15 protein-coding genes are annotated in these 15,250 nt (G+C 60.6%); 8 read left to right on the top strand and 7 right to left on the bottom strand.

Annotation, left to right across the window (positions count from 1 at the left end):
* Positions 1-111 precede the first annotated feature (111 nt).
* The 5 genes from PV407_RS24950 to PV407_RS24930 all read left to right on the top strand — a co-directional run bounded on the left by PV407_RS24950 (position 112) and on the right by PV407_RS24930 (position 2,380).
* A complete protein-coding gene (locus PV407_RS24950; RefSeq protein WP_332092724.1) occupies positions 112-579 on the top strand; it encodes an HPP family protein in 468 nt (155 codons plus the stop codon).
* A 126-nt stretch (positions 580-705) separates the two neighbouring features.
* Complete coding sequence (locus tag PV407_RS24945; RefSeq protein WP_332092723.1) at positions 706-1,194, top strand: cupredoxin domain-containing protein; 489 nt, start codon at positions 706-708, stop codon at positions 1,192-1,194.
* 71 nt (positions 1,195-1,265) lie between these two features.
* Positions 1,266-1,592: a dehydrogenase gene (locus PV407_RS24940; protein WP_332092722.1), complete on the top strand. Its 327-nt coding sequence runs from the start codon at positions 1,266-1,268 to the stop codon at positions 1,590-1,592.
* Between the two features lie 163 nt (positions 1,593-1,755).
* Positions 1,756-1,911 (top strand): anti-repressor SinI family protein, encoded by a 156-nt coding sequence (locus tag PV407_RS24935; protein WP_332092721.1) that lies wholly within the window; start codon positions 1,756-1,758, stop codon positions 1,909-1,911.
* Positions 1,912-2,059: 148 nt separating this feature from the next.
* Positions 2,060-2,380 carry a helix-turn-helix domain-containing protein gene (locus PV407_RS24930; protein ID WP_332092720.1) on the top strand — a complete coding sequence of 107 codons (321 nt, stop codon included), beginning with the start codon at positions 2,060-2,062 and terminating at the stop codon, positions 2,378-2,380.
* Between the two features lie 69 nt (positions 2,381-2,449).
* On the opposite strand, the gene PV407_RS24925 is transcribed toward PV407_RS24930, so the two are convergent.
* The 3 genes from PV407_RS24925 to hisC form a co-directional block, all read right to left on the bottom strand.
* Positions 2,450-3,340, bottom strand: coding sequence for a phosphotransferase (locus tag PV407_RS24925; RefSeq protein WP_332092719.1), 891 nt, complete (start codon positions 3,338-3,340; stop codon positions 2,450-2,452).
* Positions 3,341-3,392: 52 nt separating this feature from the next.
* Positions 3,393-4,778 (bottom strand): protoporphyrinogen oxidase, encoded by a 1,386-nt coding sequence (locus PV407_RS24920; protein WP_332092718.1) that lies wholly within the window; start codon positions 4,776-4,778, stop codon positions 3,393-3,395.
* A gap of 543 nt (positions 4,779-5,321) precedes the next feature.
* Positions 5,322-6,392, bottom strand: a complete 1,071-nt coding sequence (hisC, locus tag PV407_RS24915) for a histidinol-phosphate transaminase (protein WP_332092717.1) — start codon at positions 6,390-6,392, stop codon at positions 5,322-5,324.
* 131 nt (positions 6,393-6,523) lie between these two features.
* On the opposite strand from hisC, the gene pdxR reads away from it, so the two are divergent.
* Entirely contained in the window at positions 6,524-8,056 is a 1,533-nt protein-coding gene (gene pdxR, locus PV407_RS24910) for a MocR-like pyridoxine biosynthesis transcription factor PdxR (protein ID WP_332092716.1), read from the top strand.
* A 55-nt stretch (positions 8,057-8,111) separates the two neighbouring features.
* Here pdxR and PV407_RS24905 read toward each other — a convergent pair whose 3' ends face one another.
* Genes PV407_RS24905 through PV407_RS24895 form a run of 3 tightly spaced genes read right to left on the bottom strand, consistent with a single transcriptional unit; the run spans position 8,112 to position 12,183 of the window.
* Positions 8,112-9,707 (bottom strand): sensor domain-containing diguanylate cyclase, encoded by a 1,596-nt coding sequence (locus tag PV407_RS24905; RefSeq protein ID WP_332092715.1) that lies wholly within the window; start codon positions 9,705-9,707, stop codon positions 8,112-8,114.
* Positions 9,708-9,760: 53 nt separating this feature from the next.
* The gene (locus tag PV407_RS24900; protein WP_332092714.1) at positions 9,761-10,381 is read right to left on the bottom strand and encodes an NUDIX hydrolase; all 621 of its coding nucleotides are present in this window, start codon (positions 10,379-10,381) and stop codon (positions 9,761-9,763) included.
* On the bottom strand, positions 10,378-12,183 hold the full coding sequence (locus tag PV407_RS24895; protein ID WP_332092769.1) for a B12-binding domain-containing radical SAM protein: 1,806 nt from the start codon (positions 12,181-12,183) through the stop codon (positions 10,378-10,380). The genes PV407_RS24900 and PV407_RS24895 overlap by 4 nt, the downstream gene beginning before the upstream one ends.
* A 174-nt stretch (positions 12,184-12,357) precedes the next feature.
* On the opposite strand from PV407_RS24895, the gene PV407_RS24890 reads away from it, so the two are divergent.
* Positions 12,358-13,596: an aminopeptidase gene (locus tag PV407_RS24890; RefSeq protein WP_442951704.1), complete on the top strand. Its 1,239-nt coding sequence runs from the start codon at positions 12,358-12,360 to the stop codon at positions 13,594-13,596.
* A gap of 217 nt (positions 13,597-13,813) precedes the next feature.
* Complete coding sequence (locus PV407_RS24885) at positions 13,814-14,581, top strand: sugar phosphate isomerase/epimerase family protein (protein WP_332092712.1); 768 nt, start codon at positions 13,814-13,816, stop codon at positions 14,579-14,581.
* A 124-nt stretch (positions 14,582-14,705) separates the two neighbouring features.
* Here the strand turns inward: PV407_RS24885 and PV407_RS24880 are convergent, their stop codons facing one another.
* Entirely contained in the window at positions 14,706-15,143 is a 438-nt protein-coding gene (locus tag PV407_RS24880) for a hypothetical protein (protein WP_332092711.1), read from the bottom strand.
* Positions 15,144-15,250 lie beyond the last annotated feature (107 nt).

Below are 15,250 nucleotides of genomic sequence, written 5' to 3'. Positions count from 1 at the left end.
ATTTCGAATACATCCTATCGAAATCATTCGCATCTCAAATCGATAGCATTATGGTATCATCGACCGTACGGATTGACAACAGCCGATACTGATCGACCCGGAGGAATGATGATGCCTTCTGTTCAACGAATGGTTCGCCTCGCCTTGCCCGGACTGGGCGGCTTTCTCGCCGTCTGGCTCGCGCTCGCCGTCGGCGACGCCGCCCGTCTGCCGCTCCTGATCGCCCCCTTCGGCGCCACGTGCGTGCTCGCCTTCGCCCTGCCCGACAGTCCGCTCGCCCAGCCGCGCAATATCGTCGGAGGCCACGTCCTCAGCGCGCTGATCGGCCTGGCCGTGCAGCAGCTGGCCGGGAGCGAGCCCTGGAGCATGGCGCTTGCCGTCGGTCTCGCCATCGCCGTCATGCAGTGGACGAAAACGGTCCATCCGCCCGCGGGGGCCGACCCGCTCGTCGTCATGCTGTCCGGAGCCGGGTGGCCGTTCTTGCTTTCCCCCGTCCTGCTCGGCTCGCTGTTCGTCGTAACGGTCGCCTGGGCGTATCACCGTTTGTCCCGAACGCCTTATCCGAGGCGATGGCTGTAAGCGCGGGGCTCCCGCGCTTCTGTCATGACGAAACAAGCCTTCTCATACGCTAATAAGGAGGAATAGCGCCGCGAGGCTTGCCGGACCGGGTCCGGAAGTCTCCCGGGAAGAGGAGGAGGGACACCGATGGGGTACGACCCGATGCGCCGCAAGCCGGACAAGCGCGGAGCCGTCCGCATATTCGTCTTCGGCAGAAGGAAGCTGCTGCTCGCCGCCGGCATCGCGCTTCTGGCGGCGGCCTACTTGCTGTACGTCCGGCAGGAGCGGACGGCTTTCGTTTCCGGTACGCCCGCCGGAGAACGCACCGTACATATGGTGACCGGCGAATTCAAGTCGACGCTGGAAAACGGCAAAGAAATCGAAGCCTACCGCTGGGATCCCGGAACGGTCGTCGTTCGCAAAGGCGAGAAGGTGAGGCTGAGCATTACCGGCGTGAACGGAGCGAGCCATCCGTTCATCATCGAAGGGCTTGGCATCCGCGGCGAGGTGAAGAAGGGCGAAGAAACGATCGTTTCGTTCAAGGCGGACAAACCGGGCATTTACCGGATCATTTGCCTCACCCATCCCGACTTCGCGCACGGCGGCCCGATGATCGGCTATATCGTCGTGGATTGAGCGGACGGCCGCAGTAGCCTAGCGGCCTCTCTCTGCATAAAGTAACAGCAGAGAGGAGCGATGGTTGGCGCATGATCAAACCTGCGGGCGAAAAGCACAGCGAGAAGCATAACCAAAATTTGCCGACGCTTCGGAAAATACGCCGGGCTTGCAACAAAGAGCTGTACCGGACGGTCAAACGGCTGAAAGTATGGATTCCCCCTGCCCAGCTGGCCGAAGCCGAGGAGCTGTATTTGAAAAAAGTGGTCCTGAATTTGCCGTATATCGCGGAAAACAGCAGCAACCGGAAGCTGCTGTCCGATTGGTGGGACGAAAACGTCAGCGCGGACATCGCGCAGCTGTGGAACGTCGATCGCGCCGAGCTTTCGAAAGCGTTTCGGGACGCGTTCGGCGGCTGACGTTCGCCGCCGCCCGCAAGCCGTAATCGATCGATTATGGCTTGCGCTTCGTTTTGCCAAAAAATTCCTGCCCCCCTCAAAACGGAGGACAAGCGCGAATACTATGATACGACGTCACTTGCATTCAAGCGACAACCACCGAAGCTATTGGGGGAGTTCGAACATGCAAGGCTTGCGCCACTATCAGTACGAAACGAAGAAGCTGGACCCGAATTGGATTCATCTCATGATGGCCGCCAAACAAATCGGCATAACCGTTGAAGAGATACGACAGTTTTTGTGGCAAAGTTCGCCGAGAGAAAAGAAGCCCGAGAATTAACGGGCTTTTGCGGTTCGATTGTTATGAAAGCGCTTAACGGCTTCTCGCCGCTCTGCCGTCTCCTTCTTTGAGTGGACGTAGATACGCGTTTTTCATATAATGAAACTAAAGAAAGAGGAATGCACGTTCAATTCAAAGGGGTAATCGCATGATTGGCAAACGCGTGAAAGAACTCCGTCTCGGAAAAGGGCTATCGCTCAGCGAATTGGCCGAAAAGGCCGGTGTCGCCAAGTCGTACTTGAGTTCGATCGAGCGTGACATCCAGAAAAACCCGTCGATCCATCTGTTGGAAAAAATTTGTGCCGTTTTGGAAATACCGGTCGAAGATTTTTTGAACGATAAAAAAAACGCGGCGCGGGAGCTGGACGCCGAGTGGATCGCGCTGATTCGGGAAGCGATGGATTCCGGAATCAGCAAAGAGCAGTTTCTCGAATTTTTGGAATTCAATAAATGGCGCAACAGCAGATAAGCGGTTGCGCTTCTTTTTTTGCCCCTCTATTGCGCCCGCCGACTTCCTCCGCTCGACCGCTGCTCCGGCTTAAAAGAGAGGCGGCCGCGCGTTCCATTCGTGCAATTCGGCCGAGCCGTGCACGCCCAGCAGCAAATACAGAAACCGGTACGGCGCTCTGACTTGCGACAAATCCGGTATGGCTCGCAGCGACGCGTAGCCTTCCGCGAAAGGCTTGGCCGCGGCGGCGTCCAGCACGTATTCGAGTCCGACGAAGTCCAGCTCGGGCGGGGCGATCACGTAGGCTTCCGTATCGACGATCGCCGTAATCCGGCCGCCGCTCGCGAGAAATTGCGAAGGGTCCATATCGACCAGGACGGGCGCGCATCCGTCCGGATGCGGCAGCCCCGCCGTCAGCGCCGAGATTCGCGCCAGCTCGTCCTTCATCTCGGGGCGGTCGCCGTGCTCGTTTGAAACGAGGCGCTCCATCGTCGACAGCATATGCCGGTGAAACTCATTTTTATGGATCGCCCGGGTGCCGGCCAAATTGCCGAACGTTTCGTAGCGATGGCCGTGGACCTTCGCCAGCCAGCGCCCGAATTCGTACAGCGCGTCGGCGGTCAAATCGGCGAACCGCGCCAATTGCCGGCCTTCCATTTTTTCGACGACGATATATTCTTTGCCCTGCACGATCGCCTTCGACAGCGTCCGGGGCGCCGGAATGACCGATATCCGGTTCAGCAGCCCGGCCGAGTGCTCCATAAAGATCATCCGCCTCGGATCGATGCCGAACAGCCATCTGCAGCCTCCCCAAAATTCGCGGTCGGGTTCGTCCTTCAGCCGCGAAGAGCGGACGATCGCTTCCCGGGTCGGCGTTTTCACGAGCCAGACGCTGCTGGCATGTCCGGAATACCCCGGGTCCAGCTCCTTCGCCTCCAATATCGGTTCCCCCAGCAGCTGCCGAAACCTTTCGTATGCCATAGACTCCCCCGCTTCCCGATGAAATCGGAATCGTACTTCGCCCGTGCGCGGCTTACAGCTTATCGGCGATTCGCTCGGCCGCCCGCTCGCCGTTCGCGATGCAGTCCGGAATGCCGACGCCGTAATACGAGCATCCGGCCAGGATGACGCCCGGGTAGCTTCGTTCGATTTTTTGCTCGAGCGACTTGACGACGCCGTGATGCTCGATATGGTAAGTCGGCATCGATTCGTGCCATTTCGTCACCCGATGCGCAACCGGTACGGCGGCAACGCCGAGGCTGCTTTCGATATCGCCGAGCGCCACCTGCAGCAGCTCGTCCTCCGTCAACCGGCGCAGCGTCTCGTAAACGGGATTGGTGCTTTTATAAAACAAGCGGACGAGCAGCCGTTTGGCGGCGGACGTATGCTCCCATTTCCGGCTCGTCCACGTGCAGGCGTCGCACCGCAGGCCGCCGGACGAAGCGGCGATGAAGCCGGTCCCGTCCTCCGGCAGCACGTCGTCCGGCACGTCGAATCCGACATATACGCTGATCAGGGAGCTGTCCTTCAACCGACGGAAGTCCTCGCTCAGCTCCTCGGAACGGAGCAGCGCCTGCGAGACCGAATGCGGGGTGCTCAGGACGACGAAATCCGCCTCCATGCCGGAACCGTTCGCGAGCGCTATCCGGTAACGTCCGTCCCGCTTTTCGATCGCGCCGACCCGAACGCCCTTGACGACGTCCACGCCTGCGAGCGCCTCCTCCATCTTGTCGACGAGCGACGAGAGCCCGTTTTTGAACGATAAAAACTTGCTGCCGCCCGTCCCCTTGAATGTTTGCCTGTTTTCGGACAAGCCCCGGATAATGCTGCCGTATTCGTTTTTATAATCGAGCAAATAAGGAAGCGTGGAGGCGATCGTCAAGTCTTGAAGCTTGCCGGAATAAACGCCGGACAGCACCGGCGCGATTTGCCGCTCGACGATTTCCTTGCCGAGAAAATGCTCCAGGAACAGCCCGATCGAATCGGTCTTCGTAAACGTTTCGTTCGTCGTATAAAAGTCTTTGAGCGCCTCGACCTTGCCCTCTGCGGATATGAGCTCGCTTTTCGCGAGCGATTCGATGCTGGCCGGGATGCCGAAAACCGCGTCGTCCGGAATCCGCTTCAGTTCTCCGTCGATATGGATGAACGACCGGCCGGTCGCGTTGTAAACGACGTCGTCCTGCAGCCCAAGCTCCTCGATTAACGGCGCCACGTTCGTCTTGCGGGTGACGATGGAGTCCGCGCCCGTTTCCATAATAAATTCGCCGTCGCGAAACGTGTTGATTTTGCCGCCCAAACGATCCTCGGCTTCGATCAGCGTCACGTTCGCCCGCACCCGGCCGGCCTTGATCCGATTGCTCAAGTAGTACGCGGCGCTTAAGCCGGTAATGCCCCCGCCGATAACAACGACCGTCTTCACCTTGTCGACACCTCTGCGCGTGAAAATAATAGATTGTCTCCAGTATACCACATCGGTTTCGCCGGACCGAAACGTTGGGGGGAGGCGTCCCTCTACAACCCGCAAACCGTTCGGGTGCCGCATGGTACTCTTCTTTCCTCCGAATTCGATCGAAATCGCCTCTGCGCAGCGGTTTTCGTTCGATGAAGAGCCCGGTAAGAAAGGTCTATCGACGTATTTCGAGAATGAGCCGAAAACAGCCGGCTTCGGAAACGTAACGGACGCCACGGCGTCTTATTTCGCGAAAATCGGCCGTTTTCCAATCGTAACGGACACCACCTGCGCTTAATGGTTCCGAACCGCCGTCCGAAAGGGGGTTTTTGACCAAATAGCTGTGCCTGTGTCCGTTAGAAAAAATATAAGCCGAAATAGGGCACATTAGCGGCCGCCATGTCCGTTAGACTCTTGGAACTTGGGGCCCGTCCCGCCGCCGCCCCATCATTGTTAAGGGGCGCGGGCGGGATCTGCTGAAAAACGGGGTGCATTTCCAACAAACAACCCTGCCTAACAGACGTTCCCGCCGAATCGCCTCAAAACGCCCAGCAGCGCCTCCATGTCCCCGTCCGTGCCGATGCTGATCCGCAGCTTGTCGGACAGCCGGGGAGCGTCGAAATAGCGGACGTAAATGCGCTCCGCGAGCAGCCGCTCGTACAGCTCCTTCGCGGACGGTCCGTCCTGCGGCGGGGCGGCCAGCACGAAATTCGCGACCGAAGGGACGACGCTCCAGCCGAGCCCGGTCAGCCCCGACGCGAACCGGTCGCGCGTTTGCGCGATTCGCGATACCGTCAGCCGCACATAGTCCGGATCGGCCAAAGCCGCTTCGGCCGCCAGCTGCGCCACCGCTCCCACGCTGAACGTCTCCCTCGCCTTGAGCATCGCCCGGACGAGCCGCTCGTTTGCCGCCGCGAAGCCGATTCGCGCGCCGCACAGCGCGTACGCCTTCGAAAACGTCCGCAGCACGAGCAGATGGTCGTACGTCTCGACGAGCTTCAGGACCGATACGCCTTCCGGCGCGAAATCGATATACGCTTCGTCGACGACGACGAGTCCGTTGTACGACCGCAGCAGCCGTTCGATGTTGGCGGCCTCCAGATGCAGCCCCGTCGGAGCGTTCGGATTGGCGATCACGACCGCTTGCGGGCCCGCTTCGGCCAGCCGCATCGGATCGATGCGAAAGCTGTCGTCCGCCGGCACGCGGACCGTTCGGACCCCGAACGTATCGGCCGTCGTTTCGTACAGGCCGAAAGTCGGATCGGCGATCGCGACGGCGTCGCCTTCCCGCAGAAACGTTTTGAACAGCAGCGTAATGAGCTCGCTCGACCCGTTGCCGCATACGATTCGCGACGCCGGGATGCCGTGTACGGCCGACAGCGCTTCGCGAAGCCGGCCGCACAAAGCGTCGGGATATTCCCGCAGCAGCTCGGGCCCGAGCCGCCGAAGCGCCTCGCGGACGGACGGCGAAGTGGGGTACGGACTTTCGTTCTGGTTCAGCTTGATCGCCCGGGTTCCGGCTTCGGGACGCTCTCCGGCGACATAAGGCTGCAATCGTTCGATTCGGGGATGGATCGGGATCATGGCAATTTCTCCTTTCGCATCGCGACAAGTTGTGATACGGTAACGATAAAACGTATCTGACATTTTGAACATAACCAGAATACGAATTTTGCAGGTGACAGATTATCGCCGGAAAGGAGATCGAATTCCGTATGGAACTGCTTCCGCCGCTTGACGCCGATCATCCCGAACCGTTGTACAGCCAGCTGTACCGCCATATCCGCGGGGAAATCGAGGCGGCGCGCCTCGCCCCCGGCTCGCGCCTCCCGTCCGTCCGCAAGCTGGCGGCGCATCTCGGCATTAGCCGCACCCCGGTGGAGGACGCCTATCGGCAGCTGATCGCGGAAGGTTACGCCGAGAGCCGTCCCCGCAGCGGAATTGCGGTGCTTCCCTACGAGCCGGATTTCACGAGCGTACGTTCCGTATCGGCATCCGGCGGCATCGGCGGCGGCGGCGCGGCGGCGCGGCGCGAAGAAGCTCGTCCGCTGCCGGCCATTGCCGCTTCCGAGGCATCCTTGCCGGCGGAATCGCCGCGCGAATACGGCCGAGCGGCGCGGGAGCGGATCGACTTCTCGTACGGCGACGTCGATCTCGCCCATTTTCCGTTCCCGCTCTGGAAAAAGCTGCTCGGCGGCTGCTTCGCGCCCGAGCACCGCGACTTGTTCCGGTACGGCGACCCGCTGGGCGAGCCGGGGTTTCGCGAGGCGCTGTCCGACTACGCGTACCGGGCGCGCGCGGTCGTCTGTCCTCCCGACCGGATCGTCGTCGGGGCGGGCACCCACCATACGATGGAGCAAATATGCCGGCTTCTGCAGCGCACGCCGTACGGCGCCTCGCTGACGGCGATGGCCGTGGAGCGGTCGATGAGCGACGGCATCGCCGCCATCATGCGCCAGTACGGGTACAGGCTGATCCCGCTCCGCCTCGAATCCGACGGCATCGACATCGAGGAGTTGTACCGCAGCGGGGCGAAAATCGTGTACACGACGCCGTCGCACCAGTTTCCGTACGGGATGGTCATGTCGATCGGCAAACGGCGGCGGCTGCTGAACTGGGCGGCGGAAACCGGCGGTCTGATCGTCGAGGACGACTACGACGGCGAATTCCGCTACGCCGGCATGCCGATTCCGTCGCTGCAAGGGATGGACGCCGCCGCAAGCCGGGTCGCGTACATGGGCACGTTTTCCCGCGCGCTCGCACCCGCCTTCCGGCTGAGCTATGCGGCATTGCCGCCGGACCTTGCGGCGGCGGCACGGACCGCGCTCCATCCGTTCGACCGGCTCGCCTCGCCGCTCCATCAGAAGACGCTGGAGCTGTTCATGACGGGAGGCCATATGCAGCGCCATATCCGCAAAATGCGCAGCGTCTACCAGCGCAAGCAGGCGGCGCTGCTCCAGGCGGCGAAGCGCCGGCTGGAGCCGGACTTTCGCGTGAGCGGCGGGCCGGCCGGCCTGCACGTCCTGCTGGAGCCGGCGGACGGCCGCGACGAAGCGGAGCTGATCCGGCTGGCGGATGAGGCCGGCGTTCGCGTCTACCCGGTGTCCGTATACCGGGTGGAGCCGCAGCCGGACGAGCCGTCCGCCGTGCTGCTCGGCTTCGGAGGGCTGGACGAGCGGCAAATCGACGAAGGCATCCGCCGTTTGGCGGATGCCTGGATGCGGCCGACGGCCGAAAGCGAACCGTAGACACGTTCGTTGCATGTATATAAGAGCGGGCCTATTTTCCCCAAAAACGCCGCCCCTACGTCGCGCTGTCGTCGCACTCGACCCGGTTGCGCCCGCGATGCTTGGCCCGATACAGCGCCTTGTCCGCGCGCTCGATCATATCCTCGAGCGTATTCGTGCCGTACGTGCGCCGCGGATTCGACTCGGCGACGCCGATGCTGACGGTGATGGCGATCTCCCGCTCCTCGTCCCGGTACGGCGAATTGAGCACCCACGTCCGGATCCGCTCGGCCAGCTCGCGCCCTTGGCTCAGCCCGCAGCCCGTGGCCAGCACGACGAACTCCTCGCCGCCGTACCGGGCCGCCACGTCGGAATTGCGCACGCAGGCGACGAGCAGCGCGGCGGCATGCTTCAGCACGCGGTCCCCGACCAGATGGCCGTACGTGTCGTTGATCTGCTTGAAGTAGTCGACGTCGATCAGCAGGATGCAGGACGGCTTGCCGGCCCGCGCCGCCGCTTCTTCGATTTTGGCGCCTTCGTTCATCAAAAACCGCCGGTTGTACACTTCCGTCAAATGATCGACGACGGCCGATTCCTCGAGCAGCCGGACCGTTCGCTCCAATTTGTCCGACATGATGTTGAAGTTGTCCGACAGCTCCTTCAGCTCCGTCGGAGCCGATTCCGTCACGGACGGATCGATCCGGTAGCCGTATTGCCCCGCGCGGATCCGTTTCGTGCCGTCCAGCAAATGGCCGAGCAAGGCGCTGATTTTGCGCGTAAACAGCATCGCCGCCGAATAAGCGAGCAGCAAAATCAAGGCGCTTACCGCCACCAAGGCGGCGAGCAGCCGGTAATACGGCTTGTAGACGTCCTGCGTCCGCGTTTCGCCCACCAGCAGCCAGCGGCGATCCGACGACCATGCGTAGGCGCCTACGACGAATTCGCCGTTAAAGTTCCGGTACGCTTTGCCGTCCCGCTCCCCCGTAACCGCCCTGCGGTAGATGTCCGTCGTATACGGCTCGCCCGTTCTCGGAACGTCGGGCTCTCCCTTCAACCGCGTAATCCGATAGCCGTCCTTGTTCAGCAAAAACGTTTCGCCGTTTTCCCCGAACCGGAACTCGTTCACGATCGCATCGAGCGACGACAGTTGCACCGTTCCGATCACGACGCCGGCGAATAACCCGTTCGCGTCGTAGACGGGGGCCGTAAAGGCGAGCACCGGTTTCCCCGACACGCGTCCGGTCATCGCGTCCGTTACGAACGTTTTGCCGTCGCGCGCCGCCTGGAAGTAGTCCCGGTCCCTTACGTCCACATCAAACGGTTCCGTCATGGTCAGGACGAGCTTTCCGTCCGCGTTCGCGAAGCTGATCGAATCGAACTCGGCATGCGTCTTTTGAAACGTGCGGAACTGGTTCCCCATGTCCCGAATATGGCCCGACCGGGCGGCCGGCGATTCGGCCAAATAAATCATGTCGGCCAGCCGTTCCGTCTTCCATTTATCGATAAAAAGCCGCTGCAAATCGATCGCTTCCTGAAGCGCGGCATGGATTTCCCGTTCCTTCATCACTTTGCCGAAGAGGGAGATGAATACCGTAACGAGCAGACAGATCGTCACGATCAGCACTCCCACCGTGAGCCGAAGACGGCCTTTCAACGAGGAAACCCGCAACATCCTGAGCAGGCTCTGCATCCGGTCAACCCCATCCAATTATGCGTCCGAATCGGTCAGTCTAGCGTTACTTCCTTGCCGGGGTTCCGCAAATAGTCGAACATGAGCCGGATTTGCGATTCCGTCGTCCGGTTCAAAGACAGCTCGGGCAGCTCGTGTTCCCCGAAATAGGCGGCGTCGGACGTTTCCAGCCCGGCCTCCAAAGCGCCGCCCGTCCGCTCGCACAAGATGAACAGCTTATAAATATAGTATGGCTCGGGAGGGTGCGGATGACACTTTTTGTCGAGCACCGCCAGCAGCTTGACCGCACGGACGATCAACCCCGCTTCCTCGCGGATTTCTTTCGCGGCGACTTCCTTCGGCGTATAGCCGATATCCGCCCAACCGCCCGGCAGCGTCCATTTCCCGTCCGATTTTTCCCGGACGAGCAGGATTTTGCCATCCTCGAACACGACGCCGCGCACGTCGACCTTCGGCGTCGGGTAGCCGCTCTCGGAGGCGAACAGCTCCTTGATCACCGGATACGGCGCTCCGGTATGCTCCTGCATGATTCGGATGCTGATCTCCCGCAGCTCCTCGTATCGTTCGATGTCGTATTCGTTCCGAGTATAGGCCAGTCCCGTTTGCGCGATCGCCTGAATGCGCTGCGCCCACTCCAGCCAGCGTGTGTCGTTCATCGCGAAAATGCCTCCTTGTCGTCCGGTTGCCGCGGCATCGTAAGGCCGGCATCCGCCTCCAGCACCATCGAAAAATGGCGCGCCCCGCTGCCGTCCGGCTCGTAGACGACCGCGAGCAGCGAGCGTTTGCCCGTGTCGATCGTCCCGTCCAGCTCGTAGCGCTTCAGGTCGAACGGCAGCGTCTCGATGACGGCATGCTTGTGCAGCTCCTTCTCCGACAGCCCGAGCGCCGCGAATTCGGGAGAGACGCGGTCCGGATCGTCGGCGAGCAGCCGCATGCCGCGCAGCTGGGCCGCTTTGTCCAGCTGGAACTCCCACCATATTTTGCGCGGCTTGTAATTGTGGTTCATGAAATAGTCGAGCTTCATCAGCCCTTCGATCACCTCGAACCCGTCCGTGCCGCGGTCCGTCAAAAACGCCTTCAGCCGCACGAACAAATCTTCGAGCTGGTGGCCGATCTTTTGCCAGCCGCGCGCCTCCCAATAATCGCCGAACTGCTGGAAAAAGTCGAACGCCGACTCGAACCGGCGGTCGATCAAATGGCGGACGGTCCGGTCCATCCGGTGCGCGTTCCAATATTTTTCCAGCACGTCCTCCACCCGCTTGATGCGCATCAGATCGGTGAACGGCAGAATGGAGTTGCCGAGTATTTCGTACGGCGCTTGATCCATATAAACGTAGCCGTATTTGTCCGAGTCCCGGCGTAGTCCCGTGCCGCGCAGCATTTTCAGAAAGCCGAGCTGCAGCTCCTCCGGCTCCAGGGCGAATACGTCGTTGAACGTTTTGCGGAACGACGCGTAATCTTCCTCGGGCAGTCCGGCGATCAGGTCGAGATGCTGATCGATTTTGCCGCTCGCCTTCACCATCGTCACCGTCCGCGTCAGCTTGGCGAAATTTTGGCGCCGCATGACGAGCTCGTTCGTCAGATCGTTCGTCGATTGGACGCCGATTTCGAACCGGAAAACGCCCGCGGGCGCATGCTCGGCCAAAAAGTCGAGCACCTCGGGGCGCATGATGTCGGCCGTTATTTCGAACTGAAACACGCAGCCGCGATGATTGTCGATCAAAAACCGGAAAATGTCCATGGCGTAATCGCGCTTGATGTTGAACGTCCGGTCGACGAACTTGATCAGCTTCGCCCCGGAATCGATCAGATGAAGCAGATCCGCTTTCGTCCGCTCCAAGTCGAAATACCGCACCCCGACCTCGATGCTCGACAGGCAAAACTGGCAGCTGAACGGACAGCCGCGGCTCGTTTCGAAATAAACGACCCGGTTGCCGAGCGCCGGCTTGTCCTCCGCGAACCGGTGCGGCGACGGAATGTCGTTCAAATTCAGCTTCGGCCGCCCCGGGTTGACGCATACGTCGCCGGCCGCATTCCGGTACGCCATGCCGAAGACGAAATGGTACTTGCCCGCCCCGGACAGCTCCCGCAGCAGATGGAGGAACGTCTCCTCCCCTTCGCCCATGACGATGAAATCGGCCTCCGGAATGCGGCTCATCCAATACTCGGTGTCGTACGACACTTCCGGGCCGCCGAGCACGATTTTCAGCTCCGGCTTTATTTTTTTCAGCATGCCGACGACCCGGATCGTCTCTTCGATGTTCCAAATGTAGCACGAGAAGCCGACGACGTCCGGGTCGCGGCGAAACAAGTCGCTCACGATGTTCATCGCCGGGTCCTTGATCGTATATTCGGCCATCTCGACGTCGAATTCGCCTTGGCAAAACGCCTTCAAATAGCGCAGCGCGAGACAAGTATGAATATATTTGGCATTCAAGCTCGATACGACGACTTTCATGGAACCCATCCCTTCTTCCTCATCCTTTCATTGTACACGAAATCGGGGACGCAACAAAATAGCCCGCATCGTTTCTGCGCCCTCCGCCCGCCCATTTGGAACGGACAAACCGGTAATGGTATAGTTAACGTGTAAAGCTTCGCTTCACCATACATATCGTTTGGAGGAATGAACATGCCATCGGAGCGCGATTTGGAAAAATACGCGGAGCTTGCCGTCCGCGTCGGCATCAACGTGCAGCAGGGGCAAACGCTCGTCGTAACGGCGCCGCTTACGGCCGCCGATCTGGTCCGCGGCATCGCCCGGAAAGCATACGAGGCGGGCGCCAAAAACGTCCACGTCGAGTGGAACGACGAACAGCTGACGCAGATCAAATACAAGCTCGCTCCCGACGAAGCGTTTACCGAATACCCGATGTTTCGGGCGAGGGGCTGGGAGGAATTCGCGGAAAACGGCGCCGGCTTCCTCAGCATTTATTCGCCGAATCCGGATTTGCTGAGCGGCATCGATCCGCAGCGCGTCGCCACCGCGACCAAAACGGCCGGAATCGCGCTGCAGGGCTGGCGCAACTATACGATGGCGCACCGCGTGTCCTGGTCGCTCATCTCGACGCCGACGCCGGAATGGGCGGGCAAAATATTCCCGGACCTGCCGGCTGCGGAAGCGGAAAGCCGGCTGTGGGAGCTTATTTTGAAGGCGGTGCGCGTCGACCGGGACGATCCCGTCGCCGCATGGAAGGCGCATAACGCCCGGCTGGCGAAAACGGTCGACTACTTGAACCGGAAGCAGTACAAGCAGCTCGTTTACCGCGCCGAAGGCACCGATCTGACCGTCGACATGCCGCACAATCACGTCTGGCACGGCGGCTCGACCGAGAACGAGAAAGGCGTCACGTTCAATCCGAACATGCCGACCGAGGAAGTGTTCACGATGCCGCACAAGGACGGGGCGAACGGCGTCGTCCGCAGCACGCGTCCGCTGAACCACGGCGGCAACCTGATCGAAGGCTTTTCGCTCCGCTTCGAGAACGGCAAAGTGACCGACTTTTCCGCCGACAAAGGCTACGATACGCTGAAGCTGCTGCTCGACACCGACGAAGGGGCGCGGAAGCTCGGAGAGCTGGCTCTGGTGCCGCACCGTTCGCCGATTTCGGAGACGAATTTGATTTTTTACAACACGCTGTTCGACGAAAACGCCTCGTGCCACTTCGCTCTCGGCCGCGCCTACCCGACGACGATTCAGGGCGGCACCGGCATGACGAAGGAGCAGCTCGAGGCGAACGGCGCCAACGACAGCCTCGTGCACGTCGACTTCATGATGGGCGGACCCGATCTGAACATCGACGGCGTGACGGCGGACGGCCGGAAGGAGCCGATTTTCCGCGAGGGCAACTGGGCGATCGAGCTCGATTGAACGCCGCCGCCGTTGCCGGCCGTACCCGGACGGGTGCGGCTTTTCGGCGTTCGCCGAAAGACGGCGGTTTCCTTGCCGCCCGGAAAAGGCGGGAAAAAGTATGGTTTGTCGCGGCCGATTACGGTATAATAGCGACGGAAAACGTTCACATTCGCCCGCAAAAAGCGCATCCGACGCGGTAGGCCGCAAATTCGTGCAACGGGGAGAGGAAAAACGGATGAAAATAGCTGCACAGCTGTACACGCTCCGCGATTTTTTGAAGACGGAGGAGGACATCGCCGTCACGCTGCAAAAGGTGAAGGACATCGGCTATAACGAGGTGCAAGTTTCCGGCCTCGGACCGATCGGCGACGAGGCGCTGAAAGCGATCGTCGATCGCGTCGGACTCCATATTTGCGCCACGCACATCCCGTTTGCGGATATGGTGGACCATTTGGACGCGGTTATCGCGAAGCATAAGCTGTGGGACTGCAAATATGTAGGCATCGGCGGCTTGCCGGGCGAATACCGGACGAGCGCGGAAGGGTACGCGACCTTCGCCAAAATCGCTTCCGACGTATCGCGCAAGCTGAAGGATGCGGGCCTGCAGTTCGTCTACCATAATCATGCGTTCGAGTTCGCGAAATTCGACGGCAAATCCGGCATGGACATTTTGTTCGCCGAGTCCGACGCAAGCGCTTTCGGTTTCGAGCTGGACGTGCACTGGGTGCAGGCGGGCGGGGCCGATCCGGTCGAATGGATCCGCAAAGTGAACGGGCGGATGCAGGTGATCCATTTGAAAGACTTCGTCGTATCGCCGAACAGCGAGCGGCTGTTTGCCGAGGTCGGCGAAGGCAACATGAATTTCCGCGCCATTTTGCAGGCGTGCGACGAGACCGGCGTCGAATACGGCGCCGTCGAGCAGGACAACTGCTACGGCCGCGACCCGTTCGAATGTTTGGCGATCAGCGCCCGCAACTTGAAGGCGCTCGGAGCGTCGTTTTAAAAGCGGAATGGCTTGCGGGCAATAGGCTCTGCCGAATAAAGAGTCATTGGAGCCACGCATCCGAATTCGGTCATCCAGGCGGGAAGAATCGCTTCGGCGGTTCTTCCTGTTTGTATGCGCCGTTTCAGGGCTGCGGCGCGTGGATCGGTTCTTCGGCGATCAAAGGCATCCGAAGCAGCTCCTCCGGAATGAGCTCTTCCGCGCGCAGCGGCACGCCATGCCGCGAAACGGCCCGTTCGAGCGGCCCCGGCTGCGCCTGCCAAACGCTTCGCCGCACGCTTTCGAGCAGCTCCGCCAAATCCGGCAAGTCATGCCGTTCCTCGACGAGGCCCGACTCTGCCTCCCCTCGCTGCGGCTCCGGTTCGTCCGCCGCGAACAAAACGGCCGCCGGCACCGGCGCGGCTTTGCGCGGCTCCAGCCAAAAATGCGCCTCCCGCAGCATTTGGCGCTCCACCTTTTCTTTTTGCTCGATATATCGGGATCGGTCTTTGCCGCCTTCGGCGATCAACCGCTTCAAACGTTTGCGCTCCTCCATCCATTTGGCGAGGCGATACAAAATCATCGGCTCCACTCCTTTCGAATCTGACTTCATTGTAAAGCCGGAACATTAAGCCAACATTAGCGCATCGTTAATTTCATGTGACAATCTTTTGACAATGGGTCCGGAAG

The organism is Paenibacillus sp. GYB003, assembly GCF_036577625.1.
Taxonomy (GTDB): Bacteria; Bacillota; Bacilli; order Paenibacillales; family NBRC-103111; genus Paenibacillus_AB.
The sequence above is the reverse complement of the archived record's forward strand: the minus strand, read 5'-3'. Positions and strand labels throughout refer to the sequence as shown.

Coding starts and splice junctions, on each gene's coding strand:
- PV407_RS24950 (WP_332092724.1), top strand. CDS start 112: ATGCCTTCTGTTCAACGAATGGTTCGCCTCGCCTTGCCCGGACTGGGC.
- PV407_RS24945 (WP_332092723.1), top strand. CDS start 706: ATGGGGTACGACCCGATGCGCCGCAAGCCGGACAAGCGCGGAGCCGTC.
- PV407_RS24940 (WP_332092722.1), top strand. CDS start 1,266: ATGATCAAACCTGCGGGCGAAAAGCACAGCGAGAAGCATAACCAAAAT.
- PV407_RS24935 (WP_332092721.1), top strand. CDS start 1,756: ATGCAAGGCTTGCGCCACTATCAGTACGAAACGAAGAAGCTGGACCCG.
- PV407_RS24930 (WP_332092720.1), top strand. CDS start 2,060: ATGATTGGCAAACGCGTGAAAGAACTCCGTCTCGGAAAAGGGCTATCG.
- PV407_RS24925 (WP_332092719.1), bottom strand. CDS start 3,340: ATGGCATACGAAAGGTTTCGGCAGCTGCTGGGGGAACCGATATTGGAG.
- hisC (WP_332092717.1), bottom strand. CDS start 6,392: ATGATCCCGATCCATCCCCGAATCGAACGATTGCAGCCTTATGTCGCC.
- pdxR (WP_332092716.1), top strand. CDS start 6,524: ATGGAACTGCTTCCGCCGCTTGACGCCGATCATCCCGAACCGTTGTAC.
- PV407_RS24905 (WP_332092715.1), bottom strand. CDS start 9,707: ATGTTGCGGGTTTCCTCGTTGAAAGGCCGTCTTCGGCTCACGGTGGGA.
- PV407_RS24900 (WP_332092714.1), bottom strand. CDS start 10,381: ATGAACGACACACGCTGGCTGGAGTGGGCGCAGCGCATTCAGGCGATC.
- PV407_RS24895 (WP_332092769.1), bottom strand. CDS start 12,183: ATGAAAGTCGTCGTATCGAGCTTGAATGCCAAATATATTCATACTTGT.
- PV407_RS24890 (WP_442951704.1), top strand. CDS start 12,358: ATGCCATCGGAGCGCGATTTGGAAAAATACGCGGAGCTTGCCGTCCGC.
- PV407_RS24885 (WP_332092712.1), top strand. CDS start 13,814: ATGAAAATAGCTGCACAGCTGTACACGCTCCGCGATTTTTTGAAGACG.
- PV407_RS24880 (WP_332092711.1), bottom strand. CDS start 15,143: ATGATTTTGTATCGCCTCGCCAAATGGATGGAGGAGCGCAAACGTTTG.